13 protein-coding genes are annotated in these 18,353 nt (G+C 39.4%); 9 read left to right on the forward strand and 4 right to left on the reverse strand.

The features are described 5' to 3' along the window. From BMY14_RS11210 to BMY14_RS11220, 3 genes are all read right to left on the reverse strand, one after another. Positions 1–222, reverse strand: a 222-nt coding sequence (locus BMY14_RS11210) for a transposase (protein WP_483878439.1), incomplete at its 3' end; no start/stop codon positions are given. A 98-nt stretch (positions 223–320) separates the two neighbouring features. Then, complete coding sequence (locus BMY14_RS11215) at positions 321–1,481, reverse strand: FprA family A-type flavoprotein (protein WP_091832054.1); 1,161 nt, start codon at positions 1,479–1,481, stop codon at positions 321–323. A gap of 140 nt (positions 1,482–1,621) precedes the next feature. Beyond that, positions 1,622–3,046 (reverse strand): GDSL-type esterase/lipase family protein, encoded by a 1,425-nt coding sequence (locus BMY14_RS11220; protein WP_091831773.1) that lies wholly within the window; start codon positions 3,044–3,046, stop codon positions 1,622–1,624. 319 nt (positions 3,047–3,365) lie between these two features. On the opposite strand from BMY14_RS11220, the gene BMY14_RS11225 reads away from it, so the two are divergent. Together BMY14_RS11225 and BMY14_RS11230 are read left to right on the forward strand one after the other, a co-directional pair. Beyond that, positions 3,366–4,622, forward strand: a complete 1,257-nt coding sequence (locus tag BMY14_RS11225; protein WP_091831774.1) for an efflux RND transporter periplasmic adaptor subunit — start codon at positions 3,366–3,368, stop codon at positions 4,620–4,622. Then, on the forward strand, positions 4,619–7,753 hold the full coding sequence (locus BMY14_RS11230) for an efflux RND transporter permease subunit (RefSeq protein ID WP_091831776.1): 3,135 nt from the start codon (positions 4,619–4,621) through the stop codon (positions 7,751–7,753). The genes BMY14_RS11225 and BMY14_RS11230 overlap by 4 nt, the downstream gene beginning before the upstream one ends. 50 nt (positions 7,754–7,803) lie before the next feature. Here the strand turns inward: BMY14_RS11230 and BMY14_RS11235 are convergent, their stop codons facing one another. After that, a complete protein-coding gene (locus BMY14_RS11235; protein ID WP_177177561.1) occupies positions 7,804–8,625 on the reverse strand; it encodes a Cof-type HAD-IIB family hydrolase in 822 nt (273 codons plus the stop codon). A gap of 285 nt (positions 8,626–8,910) precedes the next feature. On the opposite strand from BMY14_RS11235, the gene BMY14_RS11240 reads away from it, so the two are divergent. The 7 genes from BMY14_RS11240 (at position 8,911) to nifJ (ending at position 18,350) form a co-directional block, all read left to right on the forward strand. Then, positions 8,911–9,966 (forward strand): AbrB family transcriptional regulator, encoded by a 1,056-nt coding sequence (locus tag BMY14_RS11240; RefSeq protein WP_091831780.1) that lies wholly within the window; start codon positions 8,911–8,913, stop codon positions 9,964–9,966. 54 nt (positions 9,967–10,020) lie between these two features. Continuing rightward, a complete protein-coding gene (locus BMY14_RS11245) occupies positions 10,021–10,479 on the forward strand; it encodes a tripartite tricarboxylate transporter TctB family protein (RefSeq protein WP_091831782.1) in 459 nt (152 codons plus the stop codon). A 34-nt stretch (positions 10,480–10,513) separates the two neighbouring features. Continuing rightward, positions 10,514–10,924 (forward strand): hypothetical protein, encoded by a 411-nt coding sequence (locus BMY14_RS11250; protein WP_091831784.1) that lies wholly within the window; start codon positions 10,514–10,516, stop codon positions 10,922–10,924. Beyond that, on the forward strand, positions 10,897–11,985 hold the full coding sequence (locus tag BMY14_RS11255) for a tripartite tricarboxylate transporter permease (RefSeq protein WP_342741766.1): 1,089 nt from the start codon (positions 10,897–10,899) through the stop codon (positions 11,983–11,985). The genes BMY14_RS11250 and BMY14_RS11255 overlap by 28 nt, the downstream gene beginning before the upstream one ends. A gap of 99 nt (positions 11,986–12,084) precedes the next feature. Next, a complete protein-coding gene (locus tag BMY14_RS11260; RefSeq protein ID WP_091831788.1) occupies positions 12,085–12,897 on the forward strand; it encodes a flagellin in 813 nt (270 codons plus the stop codon). 175 nt (positions 12,898–13,072) lie between these two features. Continuing rightward, positions 13,073–14,461: an amino acid permease gene (locus BMY14_RS11265; RefSeq protein ID WP_091831790.1), complete on the forward strand. Its 1,389-nt coding sequence runs from the start codon at positions 13,073–13,075 to the stop codon at positions 14,459–14,461. A gap of 370 nt (positions 14,462–14,831) precedes the next feature. Next, entirely contained in the window at positions 14,832–18,350 is a 3,519-nt protein-coding gene (gene nifJ, locus BMY14_RS11270) for a pyruvate:ferredoxin (flavodoxin) oxidoreductase (RefSeq protein WP_091831792.1), read from the forward strand. The last annotated feature ends 3 nt before the right edge of the window (positions 18,351–18,353 follow it).

Here is an 18,353-nt window from a genome sequence, read left to right on the forward strand (position 1 = left end):
TGTCATAAATCCGAATAAGATTGTTTTCAACATGCTGGTCGGGTTATACCTGATACGTCCAGCAAAGTGAGCTGGAACATTTTTCAGGTATTTCTCCAAGTCGATTTCCTCCATAAATCGGTCAAAAACCAGCACGGGATCACAGATATTCAGATAATCTGAAATAAACAGTGGCAAAACTGCCTGTTTTGTTTTAAAATAATGTATGTTTGAATTTTTCATGTGCTATGTAAAATTTTAACACAAAAAGAGGATCAGCGGCTCTTTCGAGCTAGTGATCCTCTTTTGTTTTTATAGGGGCATTATTTCACAGCCCCTTTTTAAAGGTCAATTATTTTTTGTGTGATTTCAGCTAACTGCTTCTGATTTGGGATATTTTCTAAACGAATTTTGTCGAGGCAGATCGTAAATCCGCACTTTTTAAGTTCTTCTTCAACCTGTGCAATACTTTGTCCACCCCAGCCATAAGAACCAAAAGCAAATGCTTGCCGATTTTTCGGTGAGAGACCACGCAGATAGCAGAGGAATTCAGCAACGGTAGGCATCATCATATTATTTAAGGTTGGCGAACCAACAGCGATATATTTACTTGTGAGAACTTCGGTAACAATATCAGAAATATGATTTACTTTTAAATCATATAACTTTGTTTCAATACCTTTCACAGTAAAAGCTTCTGCAATCGCGGTAGCCATGATTTCGGTTGAATGCCACATGCTGTCAAAGACGACAACAGCACCGGTCTCTGGAATCGCGGTACTCCACTCTTTATAGCCGGCAAGGATTTCTTTTACATGAGAGCGCCAGTTAACGCCATGACCAGTTGCGATCATTTCTACATCGAGACCTGATACAGTTTTATACGCTATTTCAGCTTGACGACCATAAAGCATTAAGATGTTGGCATAATATTTCTTTGCTTCTTCCATCACTTGTGAAATAGGGCATTCATCGTCAAAACGACCGCTTGTTGCATAATGTTGACCAAATGCATCATTCGAGAAGAGAATTTTTTCTTCGGGGCAGTAGGTAATCATACTGTCCGGCCAGTGAAGCATTGGCGTTGTGACAAATTGTAAGGTTCTGGTACCGATGCTAATTGTATCACCGGCCTTAACACCCTGATATTTATACTCGCCATAATAGGATTTTAATCCTTTGAGTCCATGTGGGAGACTGGTAACAACGGTTGCGTTTGGACAATACTTCATAACGGCAGGAATTGCTCCCGAATGATCGCGTTCCAAATGGCTGGAAATTACATAGTCAATTTTCGACGGATCAATAATCGATGAAACACGCTGCATGAGTTCATCGGTAAAGCCTTCTTTGACGGTATCGATAAGTGTTATTTTTTCGTCGATAATCAGATATGCATTATACGTTGAACCACGGCTGGTTTCATACCCATGAAAATTCCGCAAAGCCCAATCAATGGCACCAACCCAATAAATTCCTTTTTTCATTTCAATTGCTTGCATCATAGATCACCCTTCTTATCACAATAATTAATCTTACTTAAACATAATTCTAATTATAATTGTAATACGATTTATTTTTAAATACAATGATATTTAAAAATAATACAACTTGGTTCGTGAAATTAATATAAAATATAGCATTATAGGGAATTTTCTGTAGGGAGTGTTTGTTCGTCAGCTTGTTTCGTTATAGAGGGCCAGACCTGATTGATCGTTTGGGCCATGATTTTTTTACCTACTACATCAAGATGCAGTCCATCAAGGGCTAAGCCGTCACTTAATATACCATTATGACATGGCAAGGCGGCCGCAATGTCGATGTAGACTTGGCTGCGAATATATTGATTGACCAGATTCATTTGGTTTTGCCAGTCGGGAGCCGAATTTTCACCAAAGACTTTTTTGATGTTTTCTGGATTAATAGGAGGTAAAGTCAAAAAAATCGGTTTAATATTGTTTTTTAAACATTTTATTTTGATGGTTTCCAGATTATAAATGACCGAATCGGCGGAATAACCACCACGCAGACTGTTGGTGCCGCCCATGATAATCAGGTAATGGGGATGAAATGGCAGGACATCACGATCAAAACGATCCATCAGGGCTTCACTTGTATCGCCGCTGAGTGCCAAATTTATTACAGGGAAATTTAGATAGGTTTCATAACTATATTCCCAGTCCGCTGGTCCATATGACATATGTCCGCCGCCATGGGTAATACTGTCGCCATAAACTGCGGTTTGCCAGGCTGAGGCGGGTGTAACAGTAAAGGAATCAGCTTTAGAATAGACACCAATCGGGTTTCCTGTTGCATCAAGACTGCGGACTCGCCAGTAAAAAGGTTTAGACGAGGAACGTGGCTGTTTATCATAATAATCGCATAGTTTCGTGGTAAAAGCCGCAATGCGATAGCGAGAGGGGGTAATACCATCATGATTTTCTGGTGGCGCAGAAAGTAGTTCAATTTCAAATTGTTTTGCGCCACTATTTGGAATCCAGCTATACACGGGATAAAGCAAAGTGGTTCCATTGCCTTGGTTATAACGTGCCGTTAAAATCGGTGCTTTCATATTTTCTTTGGCAGGATCCGTATAGAGTGCTTCGGGGACAGAGAAAAGGCTGATTGGATTTCCATCATAATCGATGGCTCGCACGCGCCAATATAGAGCCTGCTTGCCCAATAATTCTGGGGCGAATTTATCGAGTGGCGGGTTATAACCATTGCTGTAGATGCTGCGTGAAAAATAAATATGATCCCGCGAAAGCTGTGTGTTTTGCAGATCGTCGGGTAAAGTGGTAAAAAATTCGACTTCATATTTTACGGCATTGAGGTTTTTCGTCCATGTGAGTAAAGGTGAACAGGAAGCAGGATTATTTTTGTCATAATGTGATGTTATCCTTGGAGCTGTTTCCCACTGCTTCGTATAGGCTTTTAAATTTGGGCTTTCTGCGATTGTTATGCCATGGCTGGGAATATCTTGATCCATCGCTAGAACCAACGGTGTTTTAATCGAAAAAATACATATTATACTTACAATAAAAACTTTTTCTTTTCGGTTCAACATTAAACTACCTTCTTTTTTTCATTTTCATTGTTTATCATAGCATTATAGGTATAGGTCTACAAGCAGCAAATCTTTTTCATTGTTGAAAAATTAGCTGCATTTTAGATTTGTACATTATAAGGATCGGAGGGGGTGCTCAAATTACGGTTACTGTCTAGTAAATTCCATAAAATAGAATTTACTAGACAGTATAGGCTAAATGCAGTACTATTCAAATAAATAGGAATTATAAATTATAGAGAGTCACGAAAAATTGATGAGCAGAGTTTGGATTCATTGTAGTAAAATTTTAATTTGGTAAAAAGAAGGGACCGGGAGAATGAAGTATAACTTTTTTGTGCAAAATAAAAAAAGTAAAAATATTCTAATTGTTAGTGTTTTTATCTTTGTTTGTTTGAGTATTTTTGGTATCTACCGTTTATCCGTACATAATGTTGTTGTGTCTAAAAAAAATGTTCAAACTACAGTAATGGTTGCTGCAGTTACGCGTACTGATTTAATTAAAACCATATCTTTAGTTGGGCAGACGCTGCCACAGGCACAAGTTGATATTGCTGCAAAATATCAGGGCAAAGTGAATACAGTCAATGTAGAATTGGGACAGGTAGTTACACCTGGGCAGATTCTAGTTGTTCAGGATACCGGCGATGCCGATATTTCTATTGGACAAAATCAAGCATCCTATCAGCAGGCTTCTGCCGATGCAATGACAACGGCTTCAACAGTAAATGCAAATTATGATAAAGTGCAGGCCGATTATGATAAAGCCTTGGCAAGTTATCGCCGCAATAAACAAGTTTTTGATGTTGGCGGCATATCGCTTGAGGAGTTTGAAACAAGTCAGCAGGCATTGGCTGATGCAAAAGCAAACTTGGATGTAATTGCAAACCAAATGAATCAAGGTGTACCGGCTTCGATTGTATCCGCACAGGCGAATGCTCAAAAAGCACAGACTACAATTGCCGCAGCGCAAAAACAACGGGATGATCTAGTATTGAGAGCACCACGGGCTGGCATAATCGGTTATCGGCAAGTGGAAGCTGGCGACATTGTTTCGCAGGGACAAAAATTATTGAGTATTTATGATAATCGAAAACTGTATGTTGATTGTCAGGTCTCTGAACAAGATTTAGCAGCGTTCTCTATTGGCATGAATGTAGATGTAGGTATTGAGTCGATTGGTCAGAGTATTGCAGGACAAGTTATCTATATTAGTCCCAGTGTTGATACGACGAATTTAACCTATACCGTGAGGGTTTTGATTGACAATGAAGCGGGAACCTTAAAAAGTGGTATGTTTACACGGTCTATTTTAAATACAGTACTGCGTCCGAATACCTTGGTTATTAGTAAAGATGCATTGCTCGAAAAAAATGGTGAACAATATGTATTTGTTGTTGATGATAAGAAGGCAGTGCACCAGCGAACTGTTAAAATTGGGGCGCGTGGTGATGCAACCGTAGAAATTTTATCAGGGCTTGACGAGGGGGAACAAGTAGCAACAAATAATTTGTCACGTTTAAGAGAAGGCATGACGATTTTGCCAGCGAGTGATGAAGCAGGTGACAGTAATTGAATTTAACACGTTATGCCATCAAGAAACCAATCGGTATATCAATGATTGTTCTGCTGTTCGTTGTTTTGGGACTGTATAGTTTTTATCGCATTGGCGTAGAACTTTTACCAGCTATCAATATACCTTATGTTACGGTCACCGTGAATTATCCGGGGGCGGGTACGGAAGAAATTGAACAAGATGTAATCAAGCCATTAGAAAATTCACTTTCTTCGTTATCGAACTTAAAACATATGACAGCCGTGGCTCGTCCGGAAAAAGCGCAAATTACCTTGGAATTTGAATTTTGGGCGAATGTAGATACCTCGGCGATTGATGCCACTCAGTATGTAAATTCAGTATTGAATAAATTGCCGACGGGCATAAAAACACCTACCGTTATTAAGCGGGATGTCAATGCTTCACCGATTATGGAAATATCAGTTATGGCAGATAAGCCATTAGGTGATGTTTATACAGTAGCCAATGATGTTTTTGTCGAACGACTGCAACGGGCGAGTGGTGTCTCTGATGTACAGCTCGATGGCGGGCGTGATAAAGAAATTGCGGTAGAGGTTGATAAAGATAAATTAGCTTACTTTAATATTGCATTGAATCAAATCGCAACTCGAATTGATCAGGAAAATGTATTAACACCGGCAGGGTCAGTATTTAATAACAAACAAGAAACAAATGTTCGACTAGCAGCGCAGTTCAGTTCTCCCGCTGAAATTGAATCAATTCATCTTGAAAATAGTAAAAATGTAGCGATTCCGCTTAGCAGTCTGGCTACGGTACGTGAACAAGATAAGCGGGTAACACGTTATGCCAGAACCAATGGACAGGATGTTGTTTCTTTATCTGTTTATAAAAACAGCAATGCGAATATTGTTGAAACAGCGAAAGCGACAATGGCACAATTGGCTTCTTTGCGTAGTGAATATCCAGATTACAAATTTGTAATTATTACGAATTCGGCAACGTATGTGGATGATTCTTTGCATAATACATTAGAAGCGTTAATTGAAGGTTTATGCACAACTGGTTTGATTTTATTTCTCTTTTTAAGAGGCTGGAGATCGACCGTTGCTGTCTTGATTGCCATTCCAACCTCGTTAATTACGACGTTCTTTGTGATGTATATGGCAGGGTTTACGTTTAATATGCTGTCACTCATGGGAATGTCGTTATGTATCGGGATTTTGGTGGATGACTCGATTGTGGTTTTAGAAAATATTCACCGGCATTTGGCGATGGGCAAGTCTTCCGATGTTGCAGCTGAAGACGGGCGGAGCGAGATCGGTATGGCGGCAATTGTTATCACGCTGTGCGATGTTGTTGTATTTATGCCAATTGCCTTTATGACAGGTATGACTGGGCAGTTTTTTCGCCAATTTGGTCTTACGATCGTTTTTGCAACATTGTGTTCTTTATTTGTATCCTTTACATTAACACCAATGCTTGCATCTAAATTTTATAAAAATGGTTTGTCTGAACCAACAGGGGTCTTTTGGGATCAACTTGCTCGAATGGAACAGGGATTCATCAACTCTTACGAGCGTTTTCTGCGTTGGAGTTTGCATCATCCGAAAAAAATAATCATATCCGTAACGATTATCTTTTTTGCATCCTTAGCTTTATATTATCCTACCGGAATCATTGGCGGTGAATATATGCCAAAAACCGATGAAGGGAGTTTTCGTATATCAGTTCAATTCCCGGTTGGCCAAAATATTGATACAACGAATGTTATGGTGCGGGATATTGAAACCTATTTGACGCAAATTCCTGAAGTTACGAATTATTTATCCAGCGTGGGTCAACCAGCCGGAAATTATGGCGGGGTCAGTGTGCAAATGGTTGACCGAAAAGATCGTGATAAAACAGTTTGGCAAGTTACGGATGAAGTGCGACAATTTTTGAAAACAAAATTCCCCCAAGCCGTAGCACAGGTGAATGAAACGCAAAGTTCAATGCCTGGGGTTTCAGGTGGAACTGGTACTGGCGGCGGTGGCGGGAATTCTGCACCGGTACAGATTGAAATTCGCGGTTCGAACTTAGAATCGATTGTCAAAGCTTCTTATTATGTTCAAGATGTTTTGAATAAAATCGATGGCATTAAAGATGTACGCAGTTCATATACAGAAGGTGCACCGGAACTTCGTTTAATGGTGGATCGTGAAAAATTAAAATTTTTTAATACATCAGCGAACGATGTACAAAATGTATTTTCTGGAGCCATTACAGGAACTCTGGCCGGATATCTGGTCAATGATCCAAATAATGATGGGCAGGACACCGATATTTATGTTCGTCTAAAAGATAGTGATGGATATAAAGCCTCGGATATACGTTCTATACCCGTTAAGACGAATACTGGTTTTGTGAAGGTTGGCGATGTAGCCTCGGTCGAAGATAAAGTGGGGCCGGTTATGCTTCGTCGTGTTGATAAGCAAGAGTCCATCAATATCGCCGCGAATATTACGGATCGGCAGTTGCAGGCTGTACTGGATGATATAGCTAAAAATATTAGTTCTAAGGAATTGGGCAACAATGTAACATATCGGTTTATCGGGCAGGCTGATAATATGAACAGCACCTTTACCGAAATGGGACAGGCACTGCTATTATCACTTCTATTGGTGTATATGCTGTTAGCGACACTTTATGAATCGGTGTCTACACCGGCTATTCGGATGCTTTCTCTGCCATTTGGCTTGATTGGGTCACTTGTTTTCTTAGCGATTACCCATAATTCCATCAATCTTTATTCTTTAATTGGTATCTTGGTTATGGATGGACTGGTATCGAAAAATGGTACATTACTGCTCGATTATACATTAACATTAATGGAACGCGGTAAAACAGCTGAACAGGCAATCATTGAAGCTGGTAAAACAAGGTTGAAGCCTATTTTTATGACAACAATCACGATGATTACGGGTATGCTGCCAACGGCTCTGGCTATTACGCCTGGGGCTGAAACCAGAGTTAGTATGGCCTGGGTTGTAATCGGGGGGTTATTGTCTTCCACCTTTTTTACTTTGATTGCAATTCCAATTGTTTTTTTGTATTTTGAAAATCATGATATTTCACCTTGGCATATCGTACGGGCTTTTTATAAGAAAATACGAGCCTTGCTGAAAGTTTAATAAAAAATGCCCTGTCGGCTATCGTTTGAGTCGGCAGGGCATTTTTTATTTTAATTTTTTAGGATATGTTCATGAATGGACGCGGCAACGCCATTTTCTATATTCGTTAATGTTGTGAATTTAGCAATTTCCTTGACTTCAGGGATTGCATTGCCCATCGCAACGGAATAACCTGCATATTTCAGCATAGAAATATCATTAAAAGCATCACCGATTGCCATGACATCGGTCGATTCTATTTGCAGATGTTGACACAGGTGCTGAAGCGCATTGCCTTTACTGGCCGTTTTACTATTGATTTCGATATTTTGATCCAATGAGCTCGTTAGGGTAACAGGCATGTTTGTACATAGCGAATGAATTTTGTTTTTACTTTTGCTGTCTTTATAGAAAATATTAATTTTTTCTATTGGCTTTTTGTGTTGCAATAAAAAGTCATGAATACTCTCCACCGGAGTTAGGCTTCGTAAAATAAGAGATTTCAAAGTGGGATCAATATAATCATCAATATGATCGTAATAATATTGATCGGTATAGATTCGTTCATTGGCATAGACTTCAGGAACGACATCATACTGGATAAGCTGTTGCATAATGGAAGAGGACTCTTTGAATGGTAGCATATTTTGATAGATGTTGATGTTTTTTTCACGGTCATAAATTTTTGAGCCATTACCGCAAATAAAATAACGGATATTGGTAAATTTATCGAAAATAGGTTTTAATTCAACGCCGGTACGACCCGTGGATATGATTACTTCTACATTTTTGGCAATCGCTTGCTCTATAGCATCTTTTGTTATGGTGGATACCTCATGATTTTCGTTTAAGGTTGTGCCATCCATATCGAGGGCAATTAGTTTAATGTGCATGGGGATAATCCTTTCTAGTAATGGCGAATAACACATAAAAAGAAATTATGAAAAATTTAACAGGGTTATTCATTTTATAGTTGCTTTTGTATTTTTTTCGATTCATTCTATCTTCAATTATAGCATTGAAGATAGAATGAAACAAGAAAATTGGGGCTGGTACAAGAGCGTTGAAATATCCGATAGAGCATATTTTTTACCTCTATGATAAAGTGATTTGACGATGGGGTCTATTCTATCGTAAAATGGAGGGATGAAATACATAGAAAATCAGGTGTTGAGTGTATGACGAATATATGCAAGGTGCTCTGCCTTGGAATTCCGGTTGGCTTTTTTTTTGAATTTTTGCAAGTTCCCCTGCCTTGGACATTAGGACCTATTGTGGCGGTTTCACTTTATTCATGGAAAACAGGGCAGCGCATTTATTGGCCGCTAAAAATTCGGAATACTGCGTTGATTTTATTGGGGTATGCTATGGGGCGCCCCTTTACGATTGAAACAGGTCATAAAATTATAGATCAATTGCCGATGATGCTTTGTGCGACATTGATCACAGTGTTTGCTGGTGTTGTGATTGGGTATATTACGCACAAAAAAACGAACATCAGTCTTACCACTTGCTTATTGGGATGCGTGCCGGGCGGTCTTTCACAGATGGTTGTGTTAGCTGGAGAAATGGATGGAACTGATCAGACGGCTGTGACCATTATGCAGACGATGCGAATGCTATCCGTTGTTTTTGTAATACCATTTCTTACGATGCATATTTTACATGATGGAAATTTAAATATGGCAGAGGCGGCAGCCAGTATGCCAGCGGTGAGTCTTACGACTATTTTTGTTTTTTCTAGTGTGGCAATTGGCGGGGCAGTGCTGGGACGAATCGTGCATTTGCCTACTGCTTATTTGTTGGGACCGATTTTGAGTACAGGGTTTTATATTTTACTGACAGGAACGGAGGCCCCTATCGTTCCTATTTCTTATATCAGTATTGCGCAGATTTGTGTGGGCAGTTACATTGGGGCAAGTATCAATCTGGCTAAAATCAAACAATATCATGGCCTTTTATCCTGTTTATTCAGCGGCGTTTGCGTCGTTCTTTTAATATCTTTGCTTATGGGGTATATTGTGGGCGAATTGACAGGGGTGGCCTTCGTTACAGCTTTTTTGAGTACTGCACCAGGCGGCTTGACGGAAATGGGAATTACAGCGTTATTAGTTGGTGCGGATATATCAACAATGACCGCATACCAATTGGTAAGACTTTTGTTTATTATGCTTGCTTTTCCGTATATTGCTAAAATTTTTGTCATGCTTTTTGATAAAAAAGTTACTGTGTAAAAATTTTTATGATTCTAGGCTGTTCGTTTTGGCAGCGCAGGAAGGAGCAAAGTGATGAAGATTGGTGATAGTATTATCTCTTTTTTTGGATTGGGTCTGTGTGCAGGGGCGTGGATGTTGAATAGTAAAATACCGAAGGATACTATAAACCATGTAGGTGCCGATTTTTTCCCAAGTAGTGTCATTTTATTATTGACTGTGGCTTTTTTGGTTAATTTTGTTCAGATTATACGAAGTGAAAATGGTGATAAATTCCAACTGGCAGCGGGCGGAACGTGTCGGGTTAGTTGCTTGATCCTACTTTGTTTGCTTTATCCAATCGGTTTTAAAGGAATTGGTTTTATTTTATCAACAGGGATATTTACATTTATTATGCTGTATTTAGCGAATATGCGAAATATTGGCACAGCTATTTTGGGGGCAGCAGCTACCCCTGTGATTGTGCATAGCTTATTTTGTCGTTTTTTCGATATAGAATTGCCACTGGGTGTTTTGCAGATGCTGCTGCATTAATAAAAAGTACAAAGAAATACATAGGTGATTGTTTATGGATACAGGGATTTTTTTGAGTCAGTTTCGCATGAGTTTGTTTTTGGAGTTATTGCCAATTCTATTTTTAGGTGTGTTTTGTGGAATGTTTTTTTGTCTTACAGCTAAACTCCAAGCGGAAGCTGTTGCAGCTTTTGTACTGCCCTTTACAATCCATTTGCCACTAGCTATAGCTGTTGGCTTAGTACTGGCTGTTTATGGGGGTGGTCGGTACGGGGCATTACTTTTGGGGTCTATGAGAGCGCGTTTTGATTTATCGGTGGCTGCGGCTTCTGTTGCTTCGAGGTTTAGCCACCGAGAAACAACAGAGAAAATTTTTTTATCGGTCAACTGGCTTCACTTTTTGGTTTTACTACGAGTCTTGTTGTTTTATTTTATGGCATACCAGTGGTGGCGCAATGGAATATAGATCTTGAAACGGCGGATCTGTTTGCAGCACTTGTTTGCATCCTTTGTGTGGCAATCGTTGTTTCGGGGAAATCGGTGGGGAAAGGATTGATTTCAGCGTTACTAGGTTTACTGCTTTGCACAATTGGTTCAGATCCAATTTCGACATATTCAAGGTGGACTTATGGTGTTGAAAGATTATTTAATGGAGTGCCCCCGCTGCCACTTATTTTAGGTGTTATGGTATTATCGGACATACTTACCAGTCTGGAACGCTTTGTCTTGTTTGAAAAAACGAAGCATATCGCTGCTTTTTTGCCAAACTGGGGGCAGTTGAAAATGATGTTGCTGCCGATGGTTACAGGAAGTATCATTGGTCTTCTCATCAGTGTTATACCGGCGGCCGCTCGTGCTGCGGCATTTATTTCATGTTATGATACGAAACGCGCTGCCCGGCGCAAGAAAAATCCTTTTGTTCTTGCTGCCGCCAGTCAGGCAGCTCAGGCTTCAAGCAGTGTTGGCTCTATGTTTTCGTTGCTGTTATTTGGGATACCGGGGACTCGGTTGGGGGTAATTCTTTTTATGACATTTCTTTTACACGGCTTGTCGCCAGCTTCCTTTTTCGGACAGCCTAATATTGAGGTGATTGACAGTGTTTTAGGAGGAGCATTTGTAACGGGAATGCTCCTCATTGGTCTTGGCTTTTGTGGCATGCATTTTTTTGCCGTATGCAGTCGTTTGGATGGACGGATCTTGCTGCCAATTCTTTTTGTAATAACGATTGCCGGGGTCTATTTAATTCATCAGAGTTTTTTTGATGTTTATTTGACTATTTTATTTGGAATCATAGGTTATATTAGAAATCGTTATCGGTACCCTTTGCTGCCATTTTTGTTGGCCTTTATTTTAGGTCCAATTATTGAGGTGAATTTACGACATACCTTAGCTTTTTCGGCGGGTGATTTTTCTATTTTATTAACAAATCCGCTGGCACTGATACTGCTTATTACAGCGATACTTTTATTACTAATGACCTTTTTGAAGCAATGGAGTTATACACGATATATTAAAAAAAATATGTAGTGCTTTTACAGAATTTACATTGATTTACCAGTAAAAATCAATGTATAATACTATATAAGTTCTTAAGTTTCCAGATGAATTGACAAGGAGGCGAAAATAATGGGAATTTCTATTCAGAACTCAGCAGGGATGCTTAAAACACTGAATTCATCATCAAGTGCTATTCAGTCTGGCATGAAGAACATTGCTACGGGTCTTAAAATCAATAGTGCAGCCGATGATGCCTCGGGGTATCAAATCTTAACAAGGATGAATGTGTCAGCGGGAACCTTGGCACAGTCAAGCCAAAATACGCAAACATCCAATGCCTTATTGAAAACAGCGGATGGAGCTATTGGCTCAACGGTCAGCTCTTTAAGTTCACTCCATGATCAGCTTTTGAAAGCCGCAAATGGGACAAATAATGATGCGGATATTAGTGCGTTACAACAGCAAGTGAATCAAACGGTTTCACAGATTAGCGACAATGCAGGAGTTACGTTTAATGATAAGTCACTTCTTAATGGGTCGACAAAGATTACCGTTGCTGGTGATAATGGCTATAACAATGTGAGCCTTCCTGATATGAGTGCTCAGGCACTGGGGCTGCAAGACTCAAAGGGAAATTCAACACTTGATCTTTCTTCATCAAAGGGCATTGCAGATGCGCTGAGTGTGGTGGATACTGCTTTACAAAGTTCATTATCGCAGCAGACAAAGCTTGGTGCGACCCAAGAAGGACTTGATTTTTCGGCAAGCAATTATACAACGCAGGCGGCTAGCGTAACGGATGCTGCTTCGACAACAGGTGACAGTGATATGGCAAAACAAATTACAAATCTGAAATCGAGTCAAACGCAGCAAACAATTGCTCTACATCTCATGACTCTCAGTAATCACCGTAATACCGATGTTTTAGCGCTTCTTGGTTAAATTTTTCTAATATTTGACTTTATTGATAGGTGCCTTTTGCAGGCATCTATTTTTTATGCGAAAATTTTGACATGTAAAAATGATACAATTTTACATGTCAAAGAAATATATTATATGATATAATCAGTATTCGTGTAGAGTTTTTTGAGCAAAAGGAATTTAGGGGGAAGCAATTTTGAATATTTTTCGAACAAAAACAATTAAAGCCTATCAAAAAGATGCAGATGGGTCAGCTTTAAAACGTTCATTAAGTGCAGTGGATATCATTATGCTTGGTGTAGGTGTTATTGTTGGTACCGGAATTTTTGTATTGACAGGAGTAGCAGCAGCAGAGTATGCGGGGCCGGCACTTATGCTGTCTTTTGTTATAGCAAGTATTACCTGTGGTTTTGTTAGTATGGCATACTCGGAACTAGCTTCCATGGTTCCGGTTGCTGGCAGTTCATACGCTTATGCTTATACATCAGTGGGCGAATTTTGGGCATGGCTTGTGGGCTGGAATATTATTTTAGAATATACGGTGGGAGCTAGTGCGGTAGCTGGTGGTTGGTCAGCCTATGTTGTTGGTCTCTTGAAATCGGCTGGAATTGAACTTTCCAAAACATGGACGGCTGTACCAGCTGATGGCGGCATTATGAATTTACCAGCGATTTTAATTACGCTATTTTTGTCCTATTTATTGATTCGCGGCATTCGAGAAAGTGCTACGGTTACAAAGACGTTGGTTGGTATTAAGATTGCCGCAATTTTCCTTTTCTTGTTTTTAGCTGGTCCGAGTGTAGATGTTACAAACTGGCAGCCATTTATGCCGTTTGGTTTTGCGGGTGTTTCAGCGGGAGCGGCGTTTATCTTTTTTGCTTATCTTGGGTTTGATGCTATCTCGACCGCAGCCGAAGAAACGAAAAATCCGGCAAGGGATATGCCGATTGGTATCATTGGATCGCTTATTATATGTACAATTTTATATATTGCAGTTACAGGTGTTATGACGGGCAATGTTTCTTATACAAAGCTTGATACGGCGGAACCAGTTGCTTATGTACTTAGGTCGATTGGCTATAATTTTGGTTCAGCAGTAGTTGGAACAGGAGCTATTGCCGGGCTTACGACAGTACTGCTCGTTATGATGTATGCTCAGACCAGAGCTTTTTTTGCAATGGCCCGCGATGGACTTATACCGCAATCTGTTTGTAAAATCCATCCTCGTTATGCTACCCCGCATCGTATTACGATTGTGGTTGGTGCTGCCGTTGCTTTGATTAGTGGTTTTACACCCATTCATATTGTTGCAGAAATGTGCAGCATTGGTACATTGTTTGCATTTATTATATCATCGATTGGTGTTATGGTTATGCGATATAAATATCCGGAAGCAAAAAGACCATTTCGTTGTCCCTGGATCAAAACCATTGGCTGTTTAGCAGTAATTAGCTGCAGCTATGTGATGTATAATTTATCGGCTATGACGTGGGAACGTTTCTTTGTTTGGAGCTTTATTGGTATTATTATCTACTTTTATTATGGGCGCTCCCATAGTAATCTCAATAAAAAAGTTACAAAATAATATGGATTCCTTTATTATAACTGCATAAAAATTCTATTTATGCAGTTATAATATTATTAATATAAAATATACAACATTAGAATTCATCTCAAATTAAGCAATGAATCTTTTGATAAAACGCGGAAATATTATTTACATTGAAATAATCACGGTGTATAATGAACGTGTATATAGTTCAATGAATATGAATAAAATATAAATTGTATTCATAAATATACATAGCATTCTAACACTTTGTCAGGTTGTACATTGTGATGTAGTTTCTATATCTTACATCACTATTTTATTACATTATTTTATGTGAGGGAGTACTTTTTTTGTTAGAAGTACGGTAAAACAGATTTTATCAAATGAGGGGAGCTATTTAAACATGAGTAAAAAAATGAAAACTATGGATGGTAATGCCGCCGCTGCATATATTTCCTATGCATTTACAGATGTGGCTGCAATCTATCCAATCACTCCGTCTTCACCAATGGCAGAAGATGTTGATGAAATGGCAGCTAAAGGCATCAAAAACTTGTTTGGACAAAAAGTGAGAGTTATCGAATTGCAATCAGAAGCAGGCGCAGCAGGAGCTGTTCATGGTTCTTTGCAGGCAGGAGCTTTGACCACAACATATACAGCATCACAAGGTCTGCTGCTGATGATTCCAAATATGTATAAAATTGCAGGCGAACTTTTGCCAGGAGTATTTCATGTAAGTGCTCGTGCACTCGCAGCATCATCTTTAAATATTTTTGGTGATCATCAAGATGTTATGGCAGCGCGACAAACTGGCTGTGCAATGCTCGTTGAAAGCAGTGTCCAACAGGTTATGGATTTAAGTGCTGTAGCTCATTTAGTAGCTATAAAAAGCAAAGTCCCATTTGTTAATTTCTTTGATGGTTTCAGAACGTCACATGAAATTCAAAAAATCGAAGTCATTGATTTTGCTGATCTTGGCAAGATTCTGGACTGGGATGCTGTTAAGAAATTTAGACATAATGCACTCAATCCGGATCATCCGGTAATTCGCGGTACTGCACAAAATCCTGATATTTATTTCCAGGAACGTGAATCGGTTAACAAATATTATGATGCATTGCCAGAACTTGTCGAACAGGCTATGGCAGATCTTGCAAAAATCACGGGTCGTGAACATCATTTGTTTGATTATCATGGTGCCAAAGATGCAGATCGTCTTGTTATTGCCATGGGTTCTGTCTGTGAAACGACAAGAGAAGCTGTTGATTATTTAAATGCCAATGGCGAAAAGGTCGGGGTGCTTACTGTACATCTTTATAGACCATTCTCGATTGATCATTTCTTTAAATATATTCCAGACACGGTAACAAAAATTGCTGTTTTAGATAGAACAAAAGAATTAGGGGCACTTGGTGATCCATTGTACCTTGATGTAAAAGCTGCTTTTTACAATACAGATAAACATCCGGTTATTGTTGGTGGTCGCTATGGTCTCGGTGGTAAAGATATTACGCCGGATCAGATTTTGGCTGTTTATGAAAACCTTAAACTGGCTGAACCAAAACGCGGGTTTACAATTGGGATTGAAGATGATGTAACATTCAAATCCTTGCCAGCTTACACGAAAGATGTTGATATGACACCAAAAGGGACAACGGCATGTAAATTCTGGGGTCTTGGTTCCGATGGTACAGTTGGTGCAAATAAAAGCGCTATTAAGATCATTGGTGATAAAACCGATATGTATGCACAAGCGTATTTTGCCTATGATTCCAAAAAATCAGGCGGTATTACGATGTCGCATTTGAGATTTGGTAAATCGGCAATTACGTCGCCATATCTTATCAATAAAGCAGATTTTATTTCCTGTTCACAGGAATCTTATGTAATGAAATATGATCTTCTTGCTGGCTTAAAACCAAATGGAACATTCTTGCTCAATACAATTTGGACCGGCAAAGAATTAGATGATAATTTACCAGCTGCAATGAAACGTTATATTGCGAAGAATAACATTAGTTTCTATATTGTTAATGCCGTAGCGATTGCGCAAAGCCTGGGTCTGGGTGGACGTTTCAATATGGTAATGCAGTCTGCATTCTTTAAATTGGCTAATATCATTCCACAAGAAACTGCAGTTCAATACTTGAAAGATGCTGTCGTAACGTCTTATGGTAAAAAAGGTCAAAAAATCGTTGATATGAATAATGGTGCAATTGACAAAGGGATTGAAGCGGTTGTTAAAGTCGAAATTCCGGCAAACTGGAAAGATGCAGTCGATCCAGTTACTACGAAAAAGGCAGTACCAGCCTTTGTTAAAGATATTCTTGAACCGATGAACCGTCAAGAAGGCGATAAATTAGCAGTTAGTGCTTTCACGGATCTTGCTGATGGTACATTCCCATCGGGTACGGCTGCCTATGAAAAACGTGGGATTGCAATCAATGTTCCTGAATGGCAGGTTGATAACTGCATTCAATGTAACCAGTGTGCGTTCGTGTGCCCACATGCAGTTATTCGTCCAGCACTCATGACAGATGCTGAAAAAGAGGCTGCTCCAGCTGTGATGACTTCGAAACCAGCTGCTGGTGCGAAAGGTCTGCATTATGCAATTACGGTATCACCGCTTGATTGTACTGGCTGCGGAAATTGTGCGCAGGTTTGTCCGGCTAAAGAAAAAGCTCTTGTTATGAAACCTTTAGCAACACAAGAAGCAAATGGTGCATCTTTCGAATATGCAATCAATGAAGTAGCACCAAAAGAAAATCCAATGAATAAAAATACGGTAAAAGGTAGTCAGTTTGAAAAACCTTTACTTGAATTCTCTGGCGCTTGTGCGGGTTGTGGTGAAACACCATATGCAAAACTCGTTACACAATTGTTTGGTGATCGTATGATGATTGCGAATGCAACCGGTTGTTCGTCCATTTGGGGAGCATCGGCACCAGCTATGCCATATACGACAAACCAATTTGGTCGTGGACCAGCATGGGCCAATTCTTTATTTGAAGATAATGCAGAATATGGATTTGGCATGTTCTTAGGAGCAAATGCTGTACGCGAAACGTTAGCAACCGATATTCAAACAGCAGTTGAAGCCGGTGGTATGAGTGAAGAACTCAAAGCTTCTTTTGCCGATTGGATTGCAAATATTCATGAAGGTGAAGGCACTCGTGATCGTGCTGATAAACTTACAGCACTACTCGAAGCTGAAAAAGCAGATAATGCTGTATTAAATAGTATTTATGAAAATAAAGATTTCTTTGTGAAACGTTCCCAATGGATCTTTGGTGGTGACGGCTGGGCTTACGATATTGGTTACGGCGGACTCGATCATGTACTGGCATCTGGTGAAGATGTGAATGTGCTTGTATTTGATACCGAAGTTTATTCCAATACTGGCGGACAATCTTCTAAATCAACACCAGCAGCAGCAATTGCTCAGTTTGCGGCAACTGGCAAAAAAACAAAGAAAAAAGATCTTGGTATGATGGCAATGAGTTATGGTTATGTTTATGTAGCTCAGATTGCTATGGGTGCCGATAAAAACCAAACATTAAAAGCAATTGCTGAAGCAGAAGCTTATAAAGGACCTTCTTTGATTATTGCTTATTCACCTTGTATCAATCATGGTTTACGTTTGGGTATGGGTAACAGCCATCTTGAAACAAAACGTGCCGTAGAAGCAGGGTACTGGTCTATGTACAGATTCAATCCAGCGTTAAAAGATTCTGATAAAAATCCGTTTGTTTTAGATTCGAAAGAACCTACCGCGGACTTTAAAGAATTCATTCTTGGTGAAGTTCGTTATTCTTCACTAAAACGTGCTTTCCCTGACACTGCAGATGCACTGTTTGATAAGACAGCTGCTGATGCCAAAGAAAGATATGAAAATTATAAAAAATTGGCTGGTAAAGAATAAAAC

The sequence above is a fragment of the Propionispira arboris genome, assembly GCF_900109225.1.
Taxonomy (GTDB): Bacteria; Bacillota; Negativicutes; order Selenomonadales; family Selenomonadaceae; genus Propionispira; species Propionispira arboris.

Coding starts and splice junctions, on each gene's coding strand:
- BMY14_RS11215 (WP_091832054.1), bottom strand. CDS start 1,481: ATGCAAGCAATTGAAATGAAAAAAGGAATTTATTGGGTTGGTGCCATT.
- BMY14_RS11250 (WP_091831784.1), top strand. CDS start 10,514: ATGGATACAGGGATTTTTTTGAGTCAGTTTCGCATGAGTTTGTTTTTG.
- BMY14_RS11260 (WP_091831788.1), top strand. CDS start 12,085: ATGGGAATTTCTATTCAGAACTCAGCAGGGATGCTTAAAACACTGAAT.
- BMY14_RS11235 (WP_177177561.1), bottom strand. CDS start 8,625: ATGCACATTAAACTAATTGCCCTCGATATGGATGGCACAACCTTAAAC.
- BMY14_RS11225 (WP_091831774.1), top strand. CDS start 3,366: ATGAAGTATAACTTTTTTGTGCAAAATAAAAAAAGTAAAAATATTCTA.
- BMY14_RS11245 (WP_091831782.1), top strand. CDS start 10,021: ATGAAGATTGGTGATAGTATTATCTCTTTTTTTGGATTGGGTCTGTGT.
- BMY14_RS11240 (WP_091831780.1), top strand. CDS start 8,911: ATGACGAATATATGCAAGGTGCTCTGCCTTGGAATTCCGGTTGGCTTT.
- BMY14_RS11220 (WP_091831773.1), bottom strand. CDS start 3,046: ATGTTGAACCGAAAAGAAAAAGTTTTTATTGTAAGTATAATATGTATT.
- nifJ (WP_091831792.1), top strand. CDS start 14,832: ATGAGTAAAAAAATGAAAACTATGGATGGTAATGCCGCCGCTGCATAT.